Here is a 15448-nt window from a genome sequence, read left to right as displayed (position 1 = left end):
AAGTTGCAGGGCAAGATACCAGTACGCACCAGCAACACCAAAACAAATGAAGGTAGCCGTACTAACGCCAACGCCCCTACAATAATCTCAGCCGTTGGCGAAGTTCCCCTACGCAAAAGCCCTGAGTTGGGCTACTCAGGGCTTTGGAAATGGGCAATTTAGAGTCGGCGAACTGACGGGGGCTCCAACTACAGTTGCGGTACCTGCTAGCATGAGCCGGCCGAAGCCGCTTGGCCTTGGTGCATACTGCCGGAGCCAGTCGGGCTACTTCCCACCGCTAGCGCCAGTGGTTTGGGTCTTGAGTTGGCCGAGGAGCTCCTGCACGGCGGTATCCAGCTGCACGTCGCGGCCAGTATAGCTCTCGCCGATGGGCCGGGTCACGGCTACGTCTACCGGGCGGGGATTCATTTCCATTACCTTGCCATCGCGGGCCGACCGAATGGTGACGAACGGCAGGCGCAGGCTCGAGCCATCGAGGAGCGAGACGTTGGCGGTGAAGATTATCCAACCCCCGGTGGGCTCGCCCACTATTTTGCCCAGCTTTTCGGCCCGGTAGCCCTCGCTGAAATCCTCAGCATCGGAAAGGGAGTGCTGGTTGGTCACGAGTACTGTGGGCAGCTCCAGGGAGCGCTGGCCCAGGTAGGAGCGGATGGGCTGGAAAGTGGGCTGGCTGCGGTTGGCAAAGGTGAGGTAGCTGCGGCGGGCCAGCACATCAATGGCGTACACGTTCACGAAACCGCCGTTGTTGTTGCGCACGTCCACCACCACGCCTTCGCGGCCCATGTTTTCGGCGTCGAGGTCGAGGTGCAGTTGGGACAGTGCCCCGGCCGACATGTCGAACATGTGCACGTAGCCCAAGCGGCCGCCGCTGGCTTTGGCCACGTAAGCCCGCCGTTCTTCCACCCACTGCTGGTAATCGAGGCCTTTCTCGGTGTCGCGGCTCAGGGGGCGCACCACCACGTCGCGCTCAGCTACAGCGGGAGCAGAGGCCACCGGTTTGGTTTTGGATTTCCGTTTGCCGGTCGCGGCCGTTGCCGTTGGGCTGGCCGGGACCGCGCTGGCAATGCGCAGCGTCACGCGGCGGCCCACCTTGTATTGCAGCAGCTCGTCGAGGTTGGTGGCCGGGGTAAGAGCCTGGCCGTCCACTGCCCGGATTACATCGCCGGGGCGAATGCCGGCCAGGGCGGCAGCGCTCAGCGGCAGCACGGTGCTCACGCGCAGGCGCCCGTTTTGCTCGTATTCGGGGGCGTCGAAGCGCAGGCCCAGGCGGCCGGTGGCCGCGGGCACCACCGTACCGGCGGCCAGGGCCGGGTTCAGGCCGGAGTGCGAGGCGTTGAGCTCGCCAATCATCAGGTTGATGAGGCGGCGGGCTTCGTCCACGGTGCGGGCGCCGGCAATAAGCGGGGCGTAGATATCGTGCTGGGCCGCCCAGTTCACGCCATTATAAGTGGGGTCGTTGAAAAAGTCGCGCAGCAGGCTCCACGACTGCTCAAACACGGCCACCTTTTCTTTCTCAAAATCTACGTCCATCTCAGCCGATACGGCCACGCTACGCGCCGCACCCTTGCCCGCTTCCACCGGCACCACCTTAATGACGCCCTGGTCGAGGTAGTAGATTTCCTTGCTGTCGCGCGAGAACTGCGCGTCGCGCTTGGCGCCCACGGTAGACGTGAGCTGCCGCACCACGGCCGGCTCCTTGCTCAATTCGTCGAGCGGGTACACGTACAGGTTCGATTGGTTGGCTGAATAGGCAGTCAGCAGTAGCCATTTCCCATCGGGGCTGATGCTGTGCGGACCCACGTTCACACCCACCGGCAGCAAACTCAGGCGGCGGCGAATGTCTTCAAACACGATATTGACGGGCGGCTTGCCGGCTTTAGCAGGTGCGGTGCCGGCCGGGGCAGATTTGCCGTTTTGCGCTGCCCGGGTGCCCAGCGAATCGGTGGGGCCGCCGGGCAGCACCGCGGGTCGGGCCGTGGTGGCGGGCTTCACAGGCGGGGCCGTATTCTTATCCAGCGTGGTGGGGCTGGGCGCCGGCTGCTCCTTAAACAAGTCGCGGAACTGGTCTTCGCGGAAGCGCGGCGTGCGGGGCAGCAGGTCGATGCGGGCCAATTGGGCGTCTTCGGTGCGCTGGCCGGTATCAAAAAGCAGAAACTTACCATCGGGACTCCACGAAACGGAATTGGTGGTGGTGTTGGCCACGAAGCTCACCGCCCGCGCTGGCCCACTGGCTGCGGGCACCACGTTCACGTTGGTGAAGCCGCGGGCGCCGCGGGGCGTGAAGGCCACCCAGCGCCCATCGGGCGACCACACGAAGCTGCGCCGCGCCCGGATGGGCGCCCGGCCAAAAACGCCCTTGGCCAGTACTTTTTCCTGCTGTTGGGCTACGTCCAGCACGCGCAGCTCGGCGGCATCGCGTTCAAAGGCCAGCTGTTTGCCATCAGGCGAAAACGTAGGGGCGGCGTCGTTGAGCGGGCTGTTGGTTAGGCGGGTTTCCTGGCCGGTGGCAAAGGCGTAGCTGTAGACGTGTGAAGGCCCGTCGCGTTCCGAAACGTACACCAGGCGGCGGCTGTCCGGCGACCACGCAATGTCGGACTCGGCCGTGGGCGTTTGCGAAATGCGGGTGGCCTCGCCGCCATCGGCCGCCGATGCCGCGAACACTTCGCCGTGCACCACAAAGGCCATTTTGGTGCCATCGGGCGACAGCGCCAGTTCCTGCAGGCGGTCGGTGAAGCGCAGCCGCTCCATGGCCGGGCCGGCGGGGGCGCCGCGCCGCTGCACCGCTATTTCGCGCACCTGCCCGTTGTCGGTGTCCAGGGTCCAGAGCTTGAAGTTGCGCTCGAAGGCAATCAGCTTGCCGTCGTAGGAAATGCTGGGCCAGAGCACGCGCCCGTCCGTGAAGGAGGTCACGGCCTTGGGTGCCGATTTATCCCCGTTTACCCCCAGCACCCAGATGTTTTCCTGGCCATTTTGGTCCGACACGTAGAATAGGCGCTGGCCGCCCTGCCCCCACATGGGCCACAGGGCCTTGCTGCCCCCGGCTGTGAGGGCCGTGTAAGTAGGCACGCCGTTGGCCCCCACTCGGCGCAGGGTGATTTCCGATTCGTCGAGGTGGCTGTGGCCGTGGCGCCACCACTGGTTGTTGGCAATGCCCCGGGCGCTAAAGGCCAGGGTTTTGCCGTCGGGGCTGGGCGCGGCAAAGAATTCGTTGGCGTAGCGGTCGGCGCTGACGGCGGTGGGCGTGCCCCCGGTGGCCGGCACCCGGTAGATGTCGTTCATGCCCGCGATGTCGCGGCTGGTAGACGAGAAGTACAGCCATTTCCCATCGGCCGACCAGCTGTCGAGCTGGTCCAAGGCATCGTCGAAGGTGATGCGGCGCAGCTCGCCGGTTTCCAGGGCCAGCACGTACACGTCGCCGTTGCCGGTGCGGGTCGAGACGAAGGCCAGGGAGCGGCCATCGGGGGAGTACAGCGGGCGGCTTTCGGTGGCGGGGTGGGCCACCAGCAAGCGGGCCTCGCCGCCGGCCACGGGACTGGTCCAGATGTCGCCGCCCGACACAAAGGCCAGCTCGGTGCGGTTGGGCGAGATGGCTGGTTCCGAGAAGTAGGGCACGGGCACCGGGGCCGCCAGGGCCGCAGCCGGCAGCCCAATGGTGGCCAGCAGCCCACCTGCCAAAACAGGTGTTAACCATCCCCTCCGAGTAGGAGCGGAAAACGCGTAAGCAAGCATCAGCAAGAAGCGGTTAGGTAAGGGTTATTTCAAATAGTAGGGCATTTGCCATTCTTGGGCTAAGGTATGAGCGTAATGAACATATCTAACATTTTATAGGAATTTGGTTTGCAGTTCCTTGGAAGTTGAGCGCAAACAGAACGGCCCCGCGGTGCTAAACACCACGGGGCCGTTTTGTTTTAGGAAGGCTTGCGCCCCCAATACCAGCAAGTCTTTATTCCTCTACTTCACTCACGGCATCGGCGTGCGTGGTGGCTTCGTAGGTATCGGCGTATTTGAAATCGTCGAGCCAGTAGGCGGAGCTCACCACGTCAAATGTCACCGAATTAGCTTCGGTCTTTACCGTCTTTAATTCCCAGAGCATGGACTCGGCTTCTTCAAATTTCGGCCCTTCCAATTGCGTTGAGAACAGTCGATTAATTAAGGCTTTATCGGACAGCCCCGGTGCCAGGAGTCGCATGAGCGGGGCCGCCGGCGAATCGGTGAGAATGGCAAGGTCTTCGGGGTTTTCAGCGGTGCATTTTACTTGAAACTGCACGGCCTGGGCGCGCGGAAAAGTGCCGTTGTAAGCCGTATGCAGCAATTCGGTGGCTTTATAGAAGCCTTTGTGCAGCGGCAGCTCGGGGTTCTCTTCCCAGAGTTTTTCGGTGAGCATCTGGTGGCCCAGGTTCTCAATTTGGCCGGCGTTTAATTCCTCAGGGAATAAATAGCCCAACACGATTTCGGCGGCTTCGCGCGGCTCCATATCGGTGAAGGACATGAGGCACATGTCTTTTAATTCGGCTTCCTTTATTTCATCTGGATTATCATAGTTCATCTTCTTCAGAAGCTCTTTGTAATCCGCGTTCTGCCAGGAGTTGGGCAGCTCGGTAAGGGAGGTAAAGGATAAACGCTCAACGGTGAATTTCGACATGGTATTGAGTAATGGAAATATCTAGGGGAATGCGCTGATTTGCTGGGTGAAAGCATCGGCGGTAGTCGTGTTTACGCGCAAAGCTTGTAAACAACCGGAAAGTATGGCTTTCTGAAATTAAACAGCCTGTTATGGGGAGCGCAGTAACCTACCCACGCCTCTTGTCAAGCAGAGCGCAGCGAAGCATCTTATCACCGCGGAACGACTTGAGCTAACCTGATAAGATGCTTCGCTGCGCTCTGGATGACAGGCGACATGACAGTCGATTGGTTTAGTCCCGAGGTAGAGATGCTTCGTTCGTCAGCATGACAAGCGGCGCGGACGGGTTGTTTCAAAACTGCTTTCCTACCCCGCTATGGGCAGTGTGAACAGAAAGCGGCTGCCCATTTCCGGCTGGCTTTCTACCCAAAGCTGGCCGCCCTGCGCACCGATAAACTCCCGCGAGATGCTGAGTCCCAGGCCCGAGCTGCCGGCCTTCTGGGCGGTTTGGCCCGGCACGCCCGCAAACCGTTCGAAGATGCGCTTGTGGTAGGCGGCGGGGATGCCCGGACCGTGGTCTTCCACGCTCACGCGCACCATTTCGCCCCACTGCACTACCAGGATGGTGAGCGGGGCGGCCACCGGCGAGTAGCGGATGGCGTTGGAAAGCAGGTTGATGAGCACCCAGGTGGTTTTTTCCACGTCGCCGTGCACGTCGGGCAGGGTGTCGGATATGTGCACTTCGAGCTGCAGCTGCTTGTCGTTGAGCTGCGGGCGCACGGTTTGGGTGGCGAAGCAGATGACCTCGGCCAGCTTCATGGGCTGGGCGTTGAGCTTGATGCCGGCGCCGGCGTCGAGGCGGGCCACGTCGATGAGCTGGCCCACCATGTTGAGCAGGCGCTGGGTTTCTTCGCCGATACCGGTGGCCAAGCGCTGGCGCTCGGCAGCGTCGGTGCGCTCGTGCTGCAGCAGCATGAGACTCAGCTTGATGCTGGCCAGGGGCGTTTTGAGCTCGTGCGAAATGGTGGCCAGGAAGCCCGACTTTACTTCATCGAGCTTCTTGAAATCGGACACGTTGCGCAGGCAGAAGATGTGCCCGCCAGTCTTGGCATTGGTACGGTCGAAGGCCGAAATTGGGCTGATGCTGAGCTGGTAGTGCGGCGCCTCGCCTTTGTGCGGGAAGGTGAACACGGGGTCGGGCACGGCGTCGCCGGCCAGGTTGGCTTCGGCCAGGGGCACCAGCATCTCGCGCAGCAAGCCATTTCTGGCCGCCACGGCGTCGGCCGATTTTCCGAGCAGGTCGGTGGGGGCGAGGCCCAGTAGGTCGCAGGCTACGGGGTTGGCCAGCACAATGGTGTTTTGCTCGTCGAGCAGAAGCAGGCCTTCGTCCAGGCTGCGTACCAGGCTGTCCATGCGGTTGCGCTCGGTGAAGAGCTCGGCCAGGGTGGCGCGGCGCTGGTCCTGGGCCTGGCTCAACACGCGGTTGACGGCGGCGGCCACGCTGCCTACTTCGTCGTGCCGGCCCACGGCCACGCGGGTGGCGGGACCGGGGCCGGCCACCCGCTCCATGTCCACGGCGAGGCGGTGCAGGGGGCGCACCACCATGCGCGGCAGGCGCACCATCATGGTGATGCCCACCACCGTGCCGGCCGCCAGAAAGGCCAGCACCGCCAGCCGCGCCGCGTTGAAATCGGCCTGCTCGATGCCGTGGGCGCCGTGCTCCAGGTAGCTGATGGTGAAGAAGGCGTACCCGCCCAGCCCCAGCAGCAACAGCAGCAGCAGGAAGATGCTGAGGCGGATTTTAAGTTTGAGGGACATGTTGAGTTGGCAGTTGCTGGTTGTCCGTTGTCAGGGCTTAAAAAGGCCGTCATGCTGAGCGCAGCCGAAGCATCTCGCTCGCATCGTTGAACTGAAGGTCAGCGCAGCTAACGATTGATTTAGTGACAGCACGCGAGATGCTTCGGCTGCGCTCAGCATGACGTTCAGGGAAGTTGACTACGCCTCCAGGCCGTACTCCTGCAGCTTGCGGTAGAGCGTGGTTAGCCCAATTCCCAGGCGCTTGGCTACGTCGGGCTTGTTGCCTTCCAGCTCGGTCATGAGCTTGCCGATGTGGCGGGCTTCCATCGCGCGGAGGCTTTCGTCGGTGGCATCGGCGCCGGGGCGGGGTGGGCGGCCCTGGGCGTGAAATTCATCGGGCAGGAAGTCGGCGGCTAGGGGCTCGCCGGCGGGGGCCAGGATGGCGGCGCGCTCGAGCACGTTCTTGAGCTCGCGCACATTGCCGGGCCAGGGGTAGCGTTGCAGCAGGGCCAAGCACTCGGGCTCGAGGCCGGGGAGGCGCTTGCTGAGCTTGGCTGCGAAGTACTGCAGGAAGTGGTGGGCCAGGGGCGGCACATCGGCGGGCCGGTCTTTGAGGGGCGGCACGTGGATGATGAACACCGAGAGGCGGTAGTACAAATCGGGGCGAAACCGGCCTTCGTCAGCTTCCTGCTTGAGGTTGCGGTTGGTAGCGGCCACCAGGCGCACGTTCACCTTGGTGGGCTTTGTGTCGCCGAGCTTGGTGAACTGCTGCATCTCGAGCACCCGCAGGAACTTGGCCTGCACATTCAGCTCTAGCTCGCCGATTTCGTCCAGGAACAAGGTGCCGCCATTGGCTTCCTCCAGCAGGCCTTTCTTGTCGGTGAGGGCGCCGGTGAAGGCGCCTTTCTTGTAGCCAAACAGCTCCGATTCGAGCAAATCCTTGGGGAAGGCGCTGCAGTTGACGGCCACGAAGGCCTTGCCCTTGCGCCCGCTGGCCTGGTGGATGGCCTGGGCAAAAAGCTCCTTGCCGCTGCCGGTGGGGCCTTCCAGCAGCACGGTGCTGTCGGTGGGCGCTACTTGTTGGGCCAGTTTCTGCACCCGCTTCAGCTCCACGGAGTCGCCTATCATGGACTCGAAGCGGTACTGCTCGCCTACGCGGCGCTCCAGCTCGGCCACGCGCTTGCGGAGGCGAGCTTTTTCGGCGGCGCGGTCCACCACCACCACCAGCTGCTGCTCAAAATCGCCCTTGGTGAGGTAGTCGAATGCGCCGAGCTTCATGGCCTTAACACCATCGGGGATGGTACCGAAGGCGGTGAGCAGCACCACTTCGGCATCGGGGGCGGCGGCTTTGTAGCGGGGCAGCAGGTCCACGCCGTGGCCGTCGGGCAGCTTCACGTCGGATATCACCAGGAGCACGTCGTCGGCGTGTTGCTGCAGCAGCTCCAGGCCGCGGTGGGCGTCGGGCGCTTGCAGCACGGTGTAGCCTTCCAGCTCCAGTACCTGGGCCAGCAGCTGGCGCAAGCGCGCTTCGTCGTCGATGATGAGCAGAGTACCGGTGGGCATGGTAGAACGTGAAAAGGCTGAATTCTTAATGTGTAATTAGAGCGCTCGGCCCTGCAGCATCAAAAGTATCGGCTTGGATAAGAAGTAGCATTGCGATGTCCCATTTACCTTTCTGCTATGTCCACCAAAGAGAGCCGTGAATTGTATCTGTTGGAAAGATTCCTCCCTCAGCTATTTGAGGGAAACTCTTACTCCTTGTCGCAGCCTGCACCACCATTACCCGATGCGTTAATTCAGGTAAATGGAAGAAAAATTGGAATTGAAATGACGGCGCTCATTTTGAATGAACAGGCTAGAGAAAGAGAAGCAAATCAAGATGCAATTCTGACTGAAGCACAAAGACTTTTTGAGGAACAATTCCGGTTGCCACTTCAAGTCACAGTAGATTTTGTCGAAGCAGTCAACTGGAGAAATATAGACCGAAAGTCGGTTGCGGCACTTGTTGCCGACGCTGTTGGAACTTGCGTATTGGAAGTGAAAGAAATGCCTCAATACCTAGCTCAATTTGACGTTCGGATAGACACTTTCATCCACTCCCACATTCAGCACATCAGTGTATTCTACCTTGATACTTTAACTCAACCCTGCTGGTCGCCAATTACAACTTTTTGGGTGCCTGAAGCCCCAGTTGAGAAGATTCAGGAAATCATAAACCGCAAAAACAAAAACGTTAGCGGTTACTTGAGTGGCTGTGATGAAGTGTGGCTTTTACTTCTGGAAACTGGTAGCCCATCATCATACTTTGACCATTATGAAAAGCTGCAAGAAGCCACCTTTGAGAGTGATTTTTCACGCACGTTAATTGGCAGGATTTCAAAAGGAGAATTGGTGACTTTACAAACAAAACGTGTTCTATAAAATCATCAAGCACTAACTCGAATCTCATTCTTGATGTGCTCCACGAACTGGGCGAATTCGGGTTCGGCTTCCACGTTTTCATGCCAGGCGAGACCCATTTCGGCTAGGTTGTATTGGTGCTCGGGGCTGATGGTGGCGCCCGGCACGAGAGTCCCGGCCGCGTCGTGCTCGTAGCCGAGGAGCCAGAGGCGGTCGGCCAGGGCGGTGGTGGTCACGATGTCGTGCGAAACGATGATGACGGTGTTCAGCTCGTCCATGGTTGTCACTTCGACGATGATGCGTTTTACCTCGTCAATCATGGCCACGTCGAGGCCGGAGAAGGGCTCATCGAGCAGGATGAGGTGGTCGGAGCAGAGCAGCTGCTGGGCGATGGCCGCCCGCTGGCGCTGCCCGCCGGAGAGGTGGGCTGGGTACTTTTTGCGGTGTGGCGCGAGGCAGAACCGCTCCAGGTAGGTTTCGACGTGCTGGCGGGCTTCGGCAGGGGCGTGCTTGCGCTCGGCGGCCACCAGCAGGTTGTCGAACAGCGTGCGGTGGTCGAACAGCGGGTAGCGCTGCTGCACGAAGCCTACCATGCCGGGCGTCACGGGCTGTTGGGCCTGGCCCACTTCCACAGTGCCGGCGGTGGGCGCTATCAGGCCGGCCATGATGCGGCACAGCACCGACTTGCCGATGCCCGAGCGGCCGTAGAAGCCCACCACCTGGCCCTGGTTCATGCCGGGGCGCGTCACGTCGAGGACCTGGGCGTTGATGTCGCGCAGGACTTTTTCTCCGTTGAAGGAGATGGAGACGCCATTCAGGGTGAGGATGGGGTCTTTGTAGGAGTAGGTGTGCGCAGTCATGGGTGTAGCGCGGACTTTTAGTCCGCGAGTGAAAAGGTTTGAAGAATAAAGTCCCGTGGTTGTGATGGGTCGCGGACTAAAAGTCCGCGCTACATTGCGTGGTGTCTGACCTGATTTATTATGAGCGTAACCTGCCGCACTGGCTGCCGCCGGGCGAACTCATTTTCATTACTTTCCGGCTATCGGGTAGTTTGCCGCAGGAAGTGTTGGAGCGCTTGCAAGACGAAGCCAGGTTACTGCAGCAAGGCTGTGGCCTCGACCCGGCCGCGCAGTATGCCGAGCAGAAAAAGTATTTCGGGCGCTTTGATGCGTTGCTGGATGGTACTGACCATGGCCCCACTTGGCTGCGGCAGCCAGAAGTTGCCGCCATCGTAGCCCAATCATTGCATTACCCGGATGGGAAAGGATATAACCTGCGGTGCTATTGCATCATGCCCAACCATGTCCATCTGGTAGTGGAGCTGCCGGTGGAAGCGCCACCGCTGGCGAAAACGCTGCAATTGCTGAAAGGCTATTCCAGCCGGCAGGCCAATCGATTATTGGGATTGAGTGGCACTTTTTGGCAGGCCGAGAGCTACGACCATGTGGTGCGGCCAGGTGAGCTGGAGCGGATTATTAACTATGTGGTGGAGAACCCGGTTAAAGCTGGCCTAGTGGATGATTGGGAAAAGTGGCCATACACTTTCATTGCGAAACAGTAGCGTGGACTTTTAGTCCGCGAGTAAGTTTAGTTGGGTTAATTGAGGCGGGAGCGTTGCGCACTCGCGGACTAAAAGTCCGCGCTACTTCCCAGCCTCGAGTAAGGGAAAAACACCCTTCTCAGCAGCACAAACACATAGTCCTGGGCCGCGCCCGTAGCCAGAATCACCAGCTGAATGGCCAGCACGCCATCCAGGTGCAGGTAGCGGTTTTGCTTGTACAGCAGCAGCCCGATGCCGCCCTCGCTCTGGTAGAGCGTCTCGACCAGCGTAATCATGGTCCAGATGATGGCGAAGTTCTGGCGCACCACTTCCAGCATCTCATCGAGCTTGCCCAGCACCACCACTTCCCAGAAGCTGCGCCACTCGCCCATTCCCAGGGTGCGGGCGTGGTCCATTTCCTCCTGCGTGGTGGTCAGAATCACGCTCGTCATGCCCGTGACCAGGTACACTGTGGCGCCGAAAATGAGCACCGAGAGCTTCACTTGGTGGCCGGAACTCACCATCAGGGCCATGAAGAAGGTGAGGCCGGTGAGGGTGAGGTAGCGCATCTTGGAGGCCGCGTAGGCAATGGGCCGGAAGAAGGGCAGTGCCGTGAGGTAGGAGATGCCCAGCGCCAGCACCGTGGCCACGGCCAGGGCTTGCAGGGCCGTGGTCATGCTAGCCCACAGCTCCTGAATAAGGCCCTGCGTGGTGATGAGGTCGCCCAGCGAGTGGACCACTTCGCCCAGGCTGGGGAACAGCTGCATGGGGTAGAACAGCCACAGCAGCAGCAGCAGCGCTACTTGAGCTACCACCATACTGGTAAACACAAGGCGGCGTGGCTGGGCGTTGGGGGCAAATAGGGTTTTCATGGCAGTAGTAGAATCGTGGTTAAGCTCCCCTCCTTACCAAGGAGGGGACGTTGAGCCACAGGCTCAACTGGGGTGGTTGTGGCGTATGAGTAGGTAGTGGATGGAGGTGAGCTTCCGCTTCGTTCAACGCCCACAACCACCCCCGTTTCCGCTTCGCGGAAACATCCCCTCCTTACTAAGGAGGGGAGTTTGACCGCTGCTTTTGGGTTAATTACCCAGCACAATCTCCACGCGGCGGTTCTTGGCCTTGCCTTCCACCGTCGAGTTGCTGGCCACTGGCTCGGTGGCGCCGTGGGCGTACACCTGCACGCGGCCTTCGGGGAAGGCGCTGCGGCTTTTGGTTTCCAGCCAGTGCTGCACGGCCATGGCGCGGTCTTCGCTAAGCTGCTGGTTCTTCTGCGGGTCGCCGGTGTTGTCGGTGTGGCCGTGCACGGCCACTTTCAGGCGGCCGGCCACCACGAGGTCGTTGAAGAGCTGGTTCAGGTCGCGCTCGGCAGCGGGGGTGAAGGTGCTCTGGCCCGAGTTGAAGGCGATGTTCCAGGCGCGCTTGCTCACGCTTTGGCGGATTTCGTCATCGGCGGCAAACTGCTGGGTTTCGGCCGGGGCCACGGTTTTGCCTTTGTATTGGGCCTGCAGCGTCTTGAGGGGCGTCAGGTCCAGCATTTCGGTCAGGGGCACGTAGCTGGGCAGCTCTTTGGGGTAGAGCTTGCTTTGCACGTCGCCGAAGGTTTTGTACACGGCGGCGTAAACGTTGGTGCCGCCCTCATCCAAGCCAAACAAGCTCAGGTTGTCGCTGAAATTGAAGGCCTTGCTGCCGCCCAGCTCCACCACTTCGCCGTTGCGGTCGGCTTCGCTCACGCCTTTGTAGTACTTCAGCCAGTAGGCGCCCGGCTTGTCCTGGTCGCCGTACACGGTGGCCGAAATGTCGGCGGCGCGGGCCAAGGCTTCGGGGTGAGCTTTCACCTGGTCGCCGGCCACGGCAAAGCCGGTCATCAGCCCAATTACTTCCTTGGGGTGGGCATCGTACCAGCGCTTGGTGGTGACCATGATGTTAGGCATCTGGTTGGAGTAGTCTTTGGTCGACACAATGTTGACGAGGCCGCCGCGCTGCTTGGCAATGTTCACGTCGCCGGGAGTCCAGGTGGCTACGCCGTCGGCTACCACGTCTACTTTCACGCCGGTGTTTTTGCCGCTCACCACTTTGGTGCGGCTTTCGGGCTTGCCGAGGATGTACTTTTCGGCGGCTACCAGGAAGTCGCTGGCGGCCATGAAGTTCACGGCTTCGGGGTCGTAGGTGGTTTCGTCGGGGTTCACTTTCAGGCCGTTGTCGGCGCACCATTTCAGGGCGATGTTCTGGTCGCCGTCGCGCAGGTAGCAGGCTATGGTTTTGCCCAGCGCCGATTTTGGGTTGTCGAGCCATTCTTTCGGGCCCATCAGCTTGTCTTCGCCAAAGCTCTTGCCCACCGAATAGGGAATGATTTGCAGCTGCGTGCCGGTCTTTTTCAGCTCAGCTTGCACGGCCGAGAAAGCGGGCAGGCCGTCGCCCATGATGCTCACAATCAGGCCAGGCGTGGCGGGGTTGTTTTGCAAGTCGAGGGCGTTTTTCACCAGGTCTGCCTGCATTTTGCTCACGTCGTCCTGGCGCACAATCTGCAGGTCAATGCCATTGGCGGCCAGGGCCGAGCCCATGGTGGTGCGGGGGCCGCCGTTGGCCAGCATGCCGGCCATCTGGCTGTTCCAGGCCATCACCTCCCACACGACAGGAGTGCCCTTTTCGGCGGGAGCGGTGCCGGGCATGGGGGCCAACGGCACCACGATGGTGGCGCGGCTGCCACCGGTGGCAGCCGGCAGCTCAATCGAGTTGAGCAGCACCGACTGCGTTTCGGCTTTCTTGAACACGGCACCGCTGGATACCAGCTTGTTGATGCCGAAGTAAAGGGCCGCTACCAGGAGCAGGCCGATTACGATTTTACCACGTGTTGTCATTTTAGTAAAGGCAAAAGAGGGGTGGGGCGCCCTTTTGGGCGCATTGATTTTTGAGGGTTTGGTGGGGTTGAATAGCGGCTGGTGCCTCTGGATTGAAACTTCCGACACGGCCCAGAACTGTCATGCTGAGCGCAGTCGAAGCATCTCTACCGCTTCGTTACAAGGCCATTGATTACTTCCGAGGTAGAGATGCTTCGGCTGCGCTCAGCATGACGACCTAGAGAAACAGAGTGGCGGGCTTCGGTGTGGTGTTGCGCCACCAGCTTCGGCGCACCCAGCAAACTCACCAGGCAGCAGGCCAGCAAAAAGCTAATCAAGCAGGCTAGAATAGGCATCATCGGAGGCTTTTTTGGTGGTGGCGAAGGATTGTTGAGCTTGCGGCTTTTCGTTGAGCACGGCGTTGAAATCGCCGTTTTGGTACTTGGTGAGCAAGCGCTGGCCCTTCTCGCTCATCACGCCGTTCTGGATGTCCATCTCCTTCACGAACTCCTGCGAGTAGCGCATGGCCTGCTTAATTTGGCCGAGCTGCTGGGCCATGTCCTGGGCCACGCGGTCGGTGGCCAGGTCGAAGAAGTACTTCTTGTCGGGGTCGCCGCGCAGGATGTTCATGGCGGCGCGCATGCCGGAGCTGGTGCGTTTCACTAGCTCGTATTCGTCTTTCAAGAGGTTGACCTTGAACTTGCTGCCATCGATTTGGCGCAGGGCGGCTTTCAGAATCTGGCGCATCACCACTGAGACGTTGGCCGTGGTAGTGGCCATGGGCTGCAGGCGGCGGTTGTAGTCTTCCAGCTGGGCGGCTCGGCTGGCGTAGCTCTCGGCCATGTCCTTTTCGCCCTGGCGGGTGGCGGAATTGGCCAGGGCCAGGTACTCCTTCATCTGGTTGGTGTTAGTGGCCAGCTTGCGCTTCACCAGCTCGTGGGCACCTTCAATGTTGGTTACTTCGGCGTCCATCTTCCGGGCTTCCTGCTCGGTGTTCTTGATGTAGTCCTGCATGATGCCGATGGGGTCGGTGTTGACGAAAATCCCCGCCATGGTGCGGAGCACCCGCTGCCCGGCGTACCACAGCCCGGCGTGAATGCGCTTGTTCGTGACCAGCAAAAACAGCACGAACAGCACGCCCAACCCAATTCCCAGCTTCACGCTGTTGAAGACCATATCGACCAAGAAGGGCAGAATCACGCCCCAGTAGTACACGGCTGCGCCCACCAGCCCGAGGAGCACGACGCGGCCGGCCATCTTCTCCGGCTTTTGCCACTTGGGCAGGCCGGTATCGGTGTCAGAGGAAGTTGTGAGTAGCGTGTTCATGGCATTAGGTATTTGAAGGGGTGGCTGTGGGGTTGAGGAAATTTTGCGCGGCCTGGCGATGGGCCTGCAGCTCGGCAGCCGCGGCGGCGTTGGCCAGCTCGTAGGAGGCCAGGGCGGCCTGCGTTTTCTGCTTTTCTGCCTGCGCCTGCTGCTGGATATCGCGCAGCTGCTGGCTCTTTTCGGTGAGCTGCTGGGTGAGGGACGCTACATCGGCTTGCAGCTGAGCTTCGCGCTGTTGCAGCAGGGCCAGGGGGCCGGGGGCGGCTTTCGAGGTGGCTTCGCCCATCTTTTCGCGGTGGCGCTGCAGCACCCGGGCGCGGTCGTCGGCCAGCTTGGTAGTCAGCTGTTCGGCCGAGGCCAGCAGCGTAGCCTGGTTCACGCCGGTGAGGGCGGAGAAGGCGTTGAAGGCCGTTTGGTAGAGCAAGGGGCCGGTGAGGCCACTGCTGGCCATGCTGCTCACCATCTTGGTGTAGGCGCCGAAGTCTTTGCCGTCGCCTACCAGCAAGCTGGCGATGTGGTCGAGGTGGCGCTGCTCGGCTTGGGTGACGAGCGGCGCCGGGCCAGCGGACGGGGTTCCGGCAGCAGGTTGGGCTGGAAGCGTCCGGGGCGCCGAGGCTTGGGCCGGAGCCGTTTCATCTTCTTCGATGAAAAAGCCCTTGGCGGCTTTGGTAAGGTTATCAAGAATGGCCATGGCTGCTTGCGTTTGGTGACTTCCACCATATGCCAATACCAGTGCCGTTTCGGAAAGGGATTTTTGGTATTGCTGATGATTGATTGATATTGAGCTGATTAAATAAAAAATCCCCGCTAAGCATTTAGCTCAACGGGGAGATATTTTTCCAAAATGGAAAGGCTATTTTTTCAAATCAGCAATGGCCTAACCTAACGAAACGGCGAAGAGGAGCGTCATGCTGAGCTTGTCGAAGC

11 protein-coding genes are annotated in these 15448 nt (G+C 60.5%); 2 read left to right on the top strand and 9 right to left on the bottom strand.

The window, feature by feature from the left end:
• Positions 1-264 precede the first annotated feature (264 nt).
• The 4 genes from LJ738_RS08685 to LJ738_RS08670 form a co-directional block, all read right to left on the bottom strand.
• Positions 265-3675: a S41 family peptidase gene (locus tag LJ738_RS08685; protein ID WP_227785941.1), complete on the bottom strand. Its 3411-nt coding sequence runs from the start codon at positions 3673-3675 to the stop codon at positions 265-267.
• Positions 3676-3943: 268 nt separating this feature from the next.
• On the bottom strand, positions 3944-4642 hold the full coding sequence (locus tag LJ738_RS08680) for a hypothetical protein (RefSeq protein WP_227785940.1): 699 nt from the start codon (positions 4640-4642) through the stop codon (positions 3944-3946).
• A gap of 345 nt (positions 4643-4987) precedes the next feature.
• Positions 4988-6439, bottom strand: a complete 1452-nt coding sequence (locus LJ738_RS08675) for an ATP-binding protein (protein ID WP_227785939.1) — start codon at positions 6437-6439, stop codon at positions 4988-4990.
• 177 nt (positions 6440-6616) lie between these two features.
• Positions 6617-7981 carry a sigma-54-dependent transcriptional regulator gene (locus LJ738_RS08670; RefSeq protein WP_227785938.1) on the bottom strand — a complete coding sequence of 455 codons (1365 nt, stop codon included), beginning with the start codon at positions 7979-7981 and terminating at the stop codon, positions 6617-6619.
• A 117-nt stretch (positions 7982-8098) separates the two neighbouring features.
• On the opposite strand from LJ738_RS08670, the gene LJ738_RS08665 reads away from it, so the two are divergent.
• A complete protein-coding gene (locus LJ738_RS08665) occupies positions 8099-8839 on the top strand; it encodes a hypothetical protein (RefSeq protein WP_227785937.1) in 741 nt (246 codons plus the stop codon).
• 5 nt (positions 8840-8844) lie between these two features.
• Here the strand turns inward: LJ738_RS08665 and LJ738_RS08660 are convergent, their stop codons facing one another.
• On the bottom strand, positions 8845-9678 hold the full coding sequence (locus LJ738_RS08660) for an ATP-binding cassette domain-containing protein (RefSeq protein ID WP_227785936.1): 834 nt from the start codon (positions 9676-9678) through the stop codon (positions 8845-8847).
• Between the two features lie 101 nt (positions 9679-9779).
• Between LJ738_RS08660 and LJ738_RS08655 the strand changes: the two genes are divergently transcribed.
• A complete protein-coding gene (locus LJ738_RS08655) occupies positions 9780-10379 on the top strand; it encodes a transposase (protein ID WP_227785935.1) in 600 nt (199 codons plus the stop codon).
• 68 nt (positions 10380-10447) lie between these two features.
• Here the strand turns inward: LJ738_RS08655 and LJ738_RS08650 are convergent, their stop codons facing one another.
• The 4 genes from LJ738_RS08650 to LJ738_RS08635 all read right to left on the bottom strand — a co-directional run bounded on the left by LJ738_RS08650 (position 10448) and on the right by LJ738_RS08635 (position 15212).
• A complete protein-coding gene (locus tag LJ738_RS08650) occupies positions 10448-11230 on the bottom strand; it encodes an ABC transporter permease (RefSeq protein WP_227785934.1) in 783 nt (260 codons plus the stop codon).
• Positions 11231-11437: 207 nt separating this feature from the next.
• On the bottom strand, positions 11438-13216 hold the full coding sequence (locus tag LJ738_RS08645; protein ID WP_227785933.1) for an OmpA family protein: 1779 nt from the start codon (positions 13214-13216) through the stop codon (positions 11438-11440).
• Between the two features lie 309 nt (positions 13217-13525).
• Positions 13526-14521, bottom strand: a complete 996-nt coding sequence (locus LJ738_RS08640) for a PspA/IM30 family protein (RefSeq protein WP_227785932.1) — start codon at positions 14519-14521, stop codon at positions 13526-13528.
• Positions 14522-14525: 4 nt separating this feature from the next.
• A complete protein-coding gene (locus LJ738_RS08635; protein WP_227785931.1) occupies positions 14526-15212 on the bottom strand; it encodes a hypothetical protein in 687 nt (228 codons plus the stop codon).
• Between the last annotated feature and the right edge of the window lie 236 nt (positions 15213-15448).

Source organism: Hymenobacter plasmatis, assembly GCF_020711255.1.
Classification (GTDB): Bacteria; Bacteroidota; Bacteroidia; order Cytophagales; family Hymenobacteraceae; genus Hymenobacter.
This window is presented reverse-complemented; position numbering and strand designations above follow the sequence as displayed.

Excerpts from the sequence above, each read along its gene's own strand:
- LJ738_RS08635 (WP_227785931.1), bottom strand. The coding sequence starts at position 15,212 with ATGGCCATTCTTGATAACCTTACCAAAGCCGCCAAGGGCTTTTTCATC.
- LJ738_RS08660 (WP_227785936.1), bottom strand. The coding sequence starts at position 9,678 with ATGACTGCGCACACCTACTCCTACAAAGACCCCATCCTCACCCTGAAT.
- LJ738_RS08670 (WP_227785938.1), bottom strand. The coding sequence starts at position 7,981 with ATGCCCACCGGTACTCTGCTCATCATCGACGACGAAGCGCGCTTGCGC.
- LJ738_RS08650 (WP_227785934.1), bottom strand. The coding sequence starts at position 11,230 with ATGAAAACCCTATTTGCCCCCAACGCCCAGCCACGCCGCCTTGTGTTT.
- LJ738_RS08640 (WP_227785932.1), bottom strand. The coding sequence starts at position 14,521 with ATGAACACGCTACTCACAACTTCCTCTGACACCGATACCGGCCTGCCC.
- LJ738_RS08665 (WP_227785937.1), top strand. The coding sequence starts at position 8,099 with ATGTCCACCAAAGAGAGCCGTGAATTGTATCTGTTGGAAAGATTCCTC.
- LJ738_RS08680 (WP_227785940.1), bottom strand. The coding sequence starts at position 4,642 with ATGTCGAAATTCACCGTTGAGCGTTTATCCTTTACCTCCCTTACCGAG.
- LJ738_RS08675 (WP_227785939.1), bottom strand. The coding sequence starts at position 6,439 with ATGTCCCTCAAACTTAAAATCCGCCTCAGCATCTTCCTGCTGCTGCTG.
- LJ738_RS08645 (WP_227785933.1), bottom strand. The coding sequence starts at position 13,216 with ATGACAACACGTGGTAAAATCGTAATCGGCCTGCTCCTGGTAGCGGCC.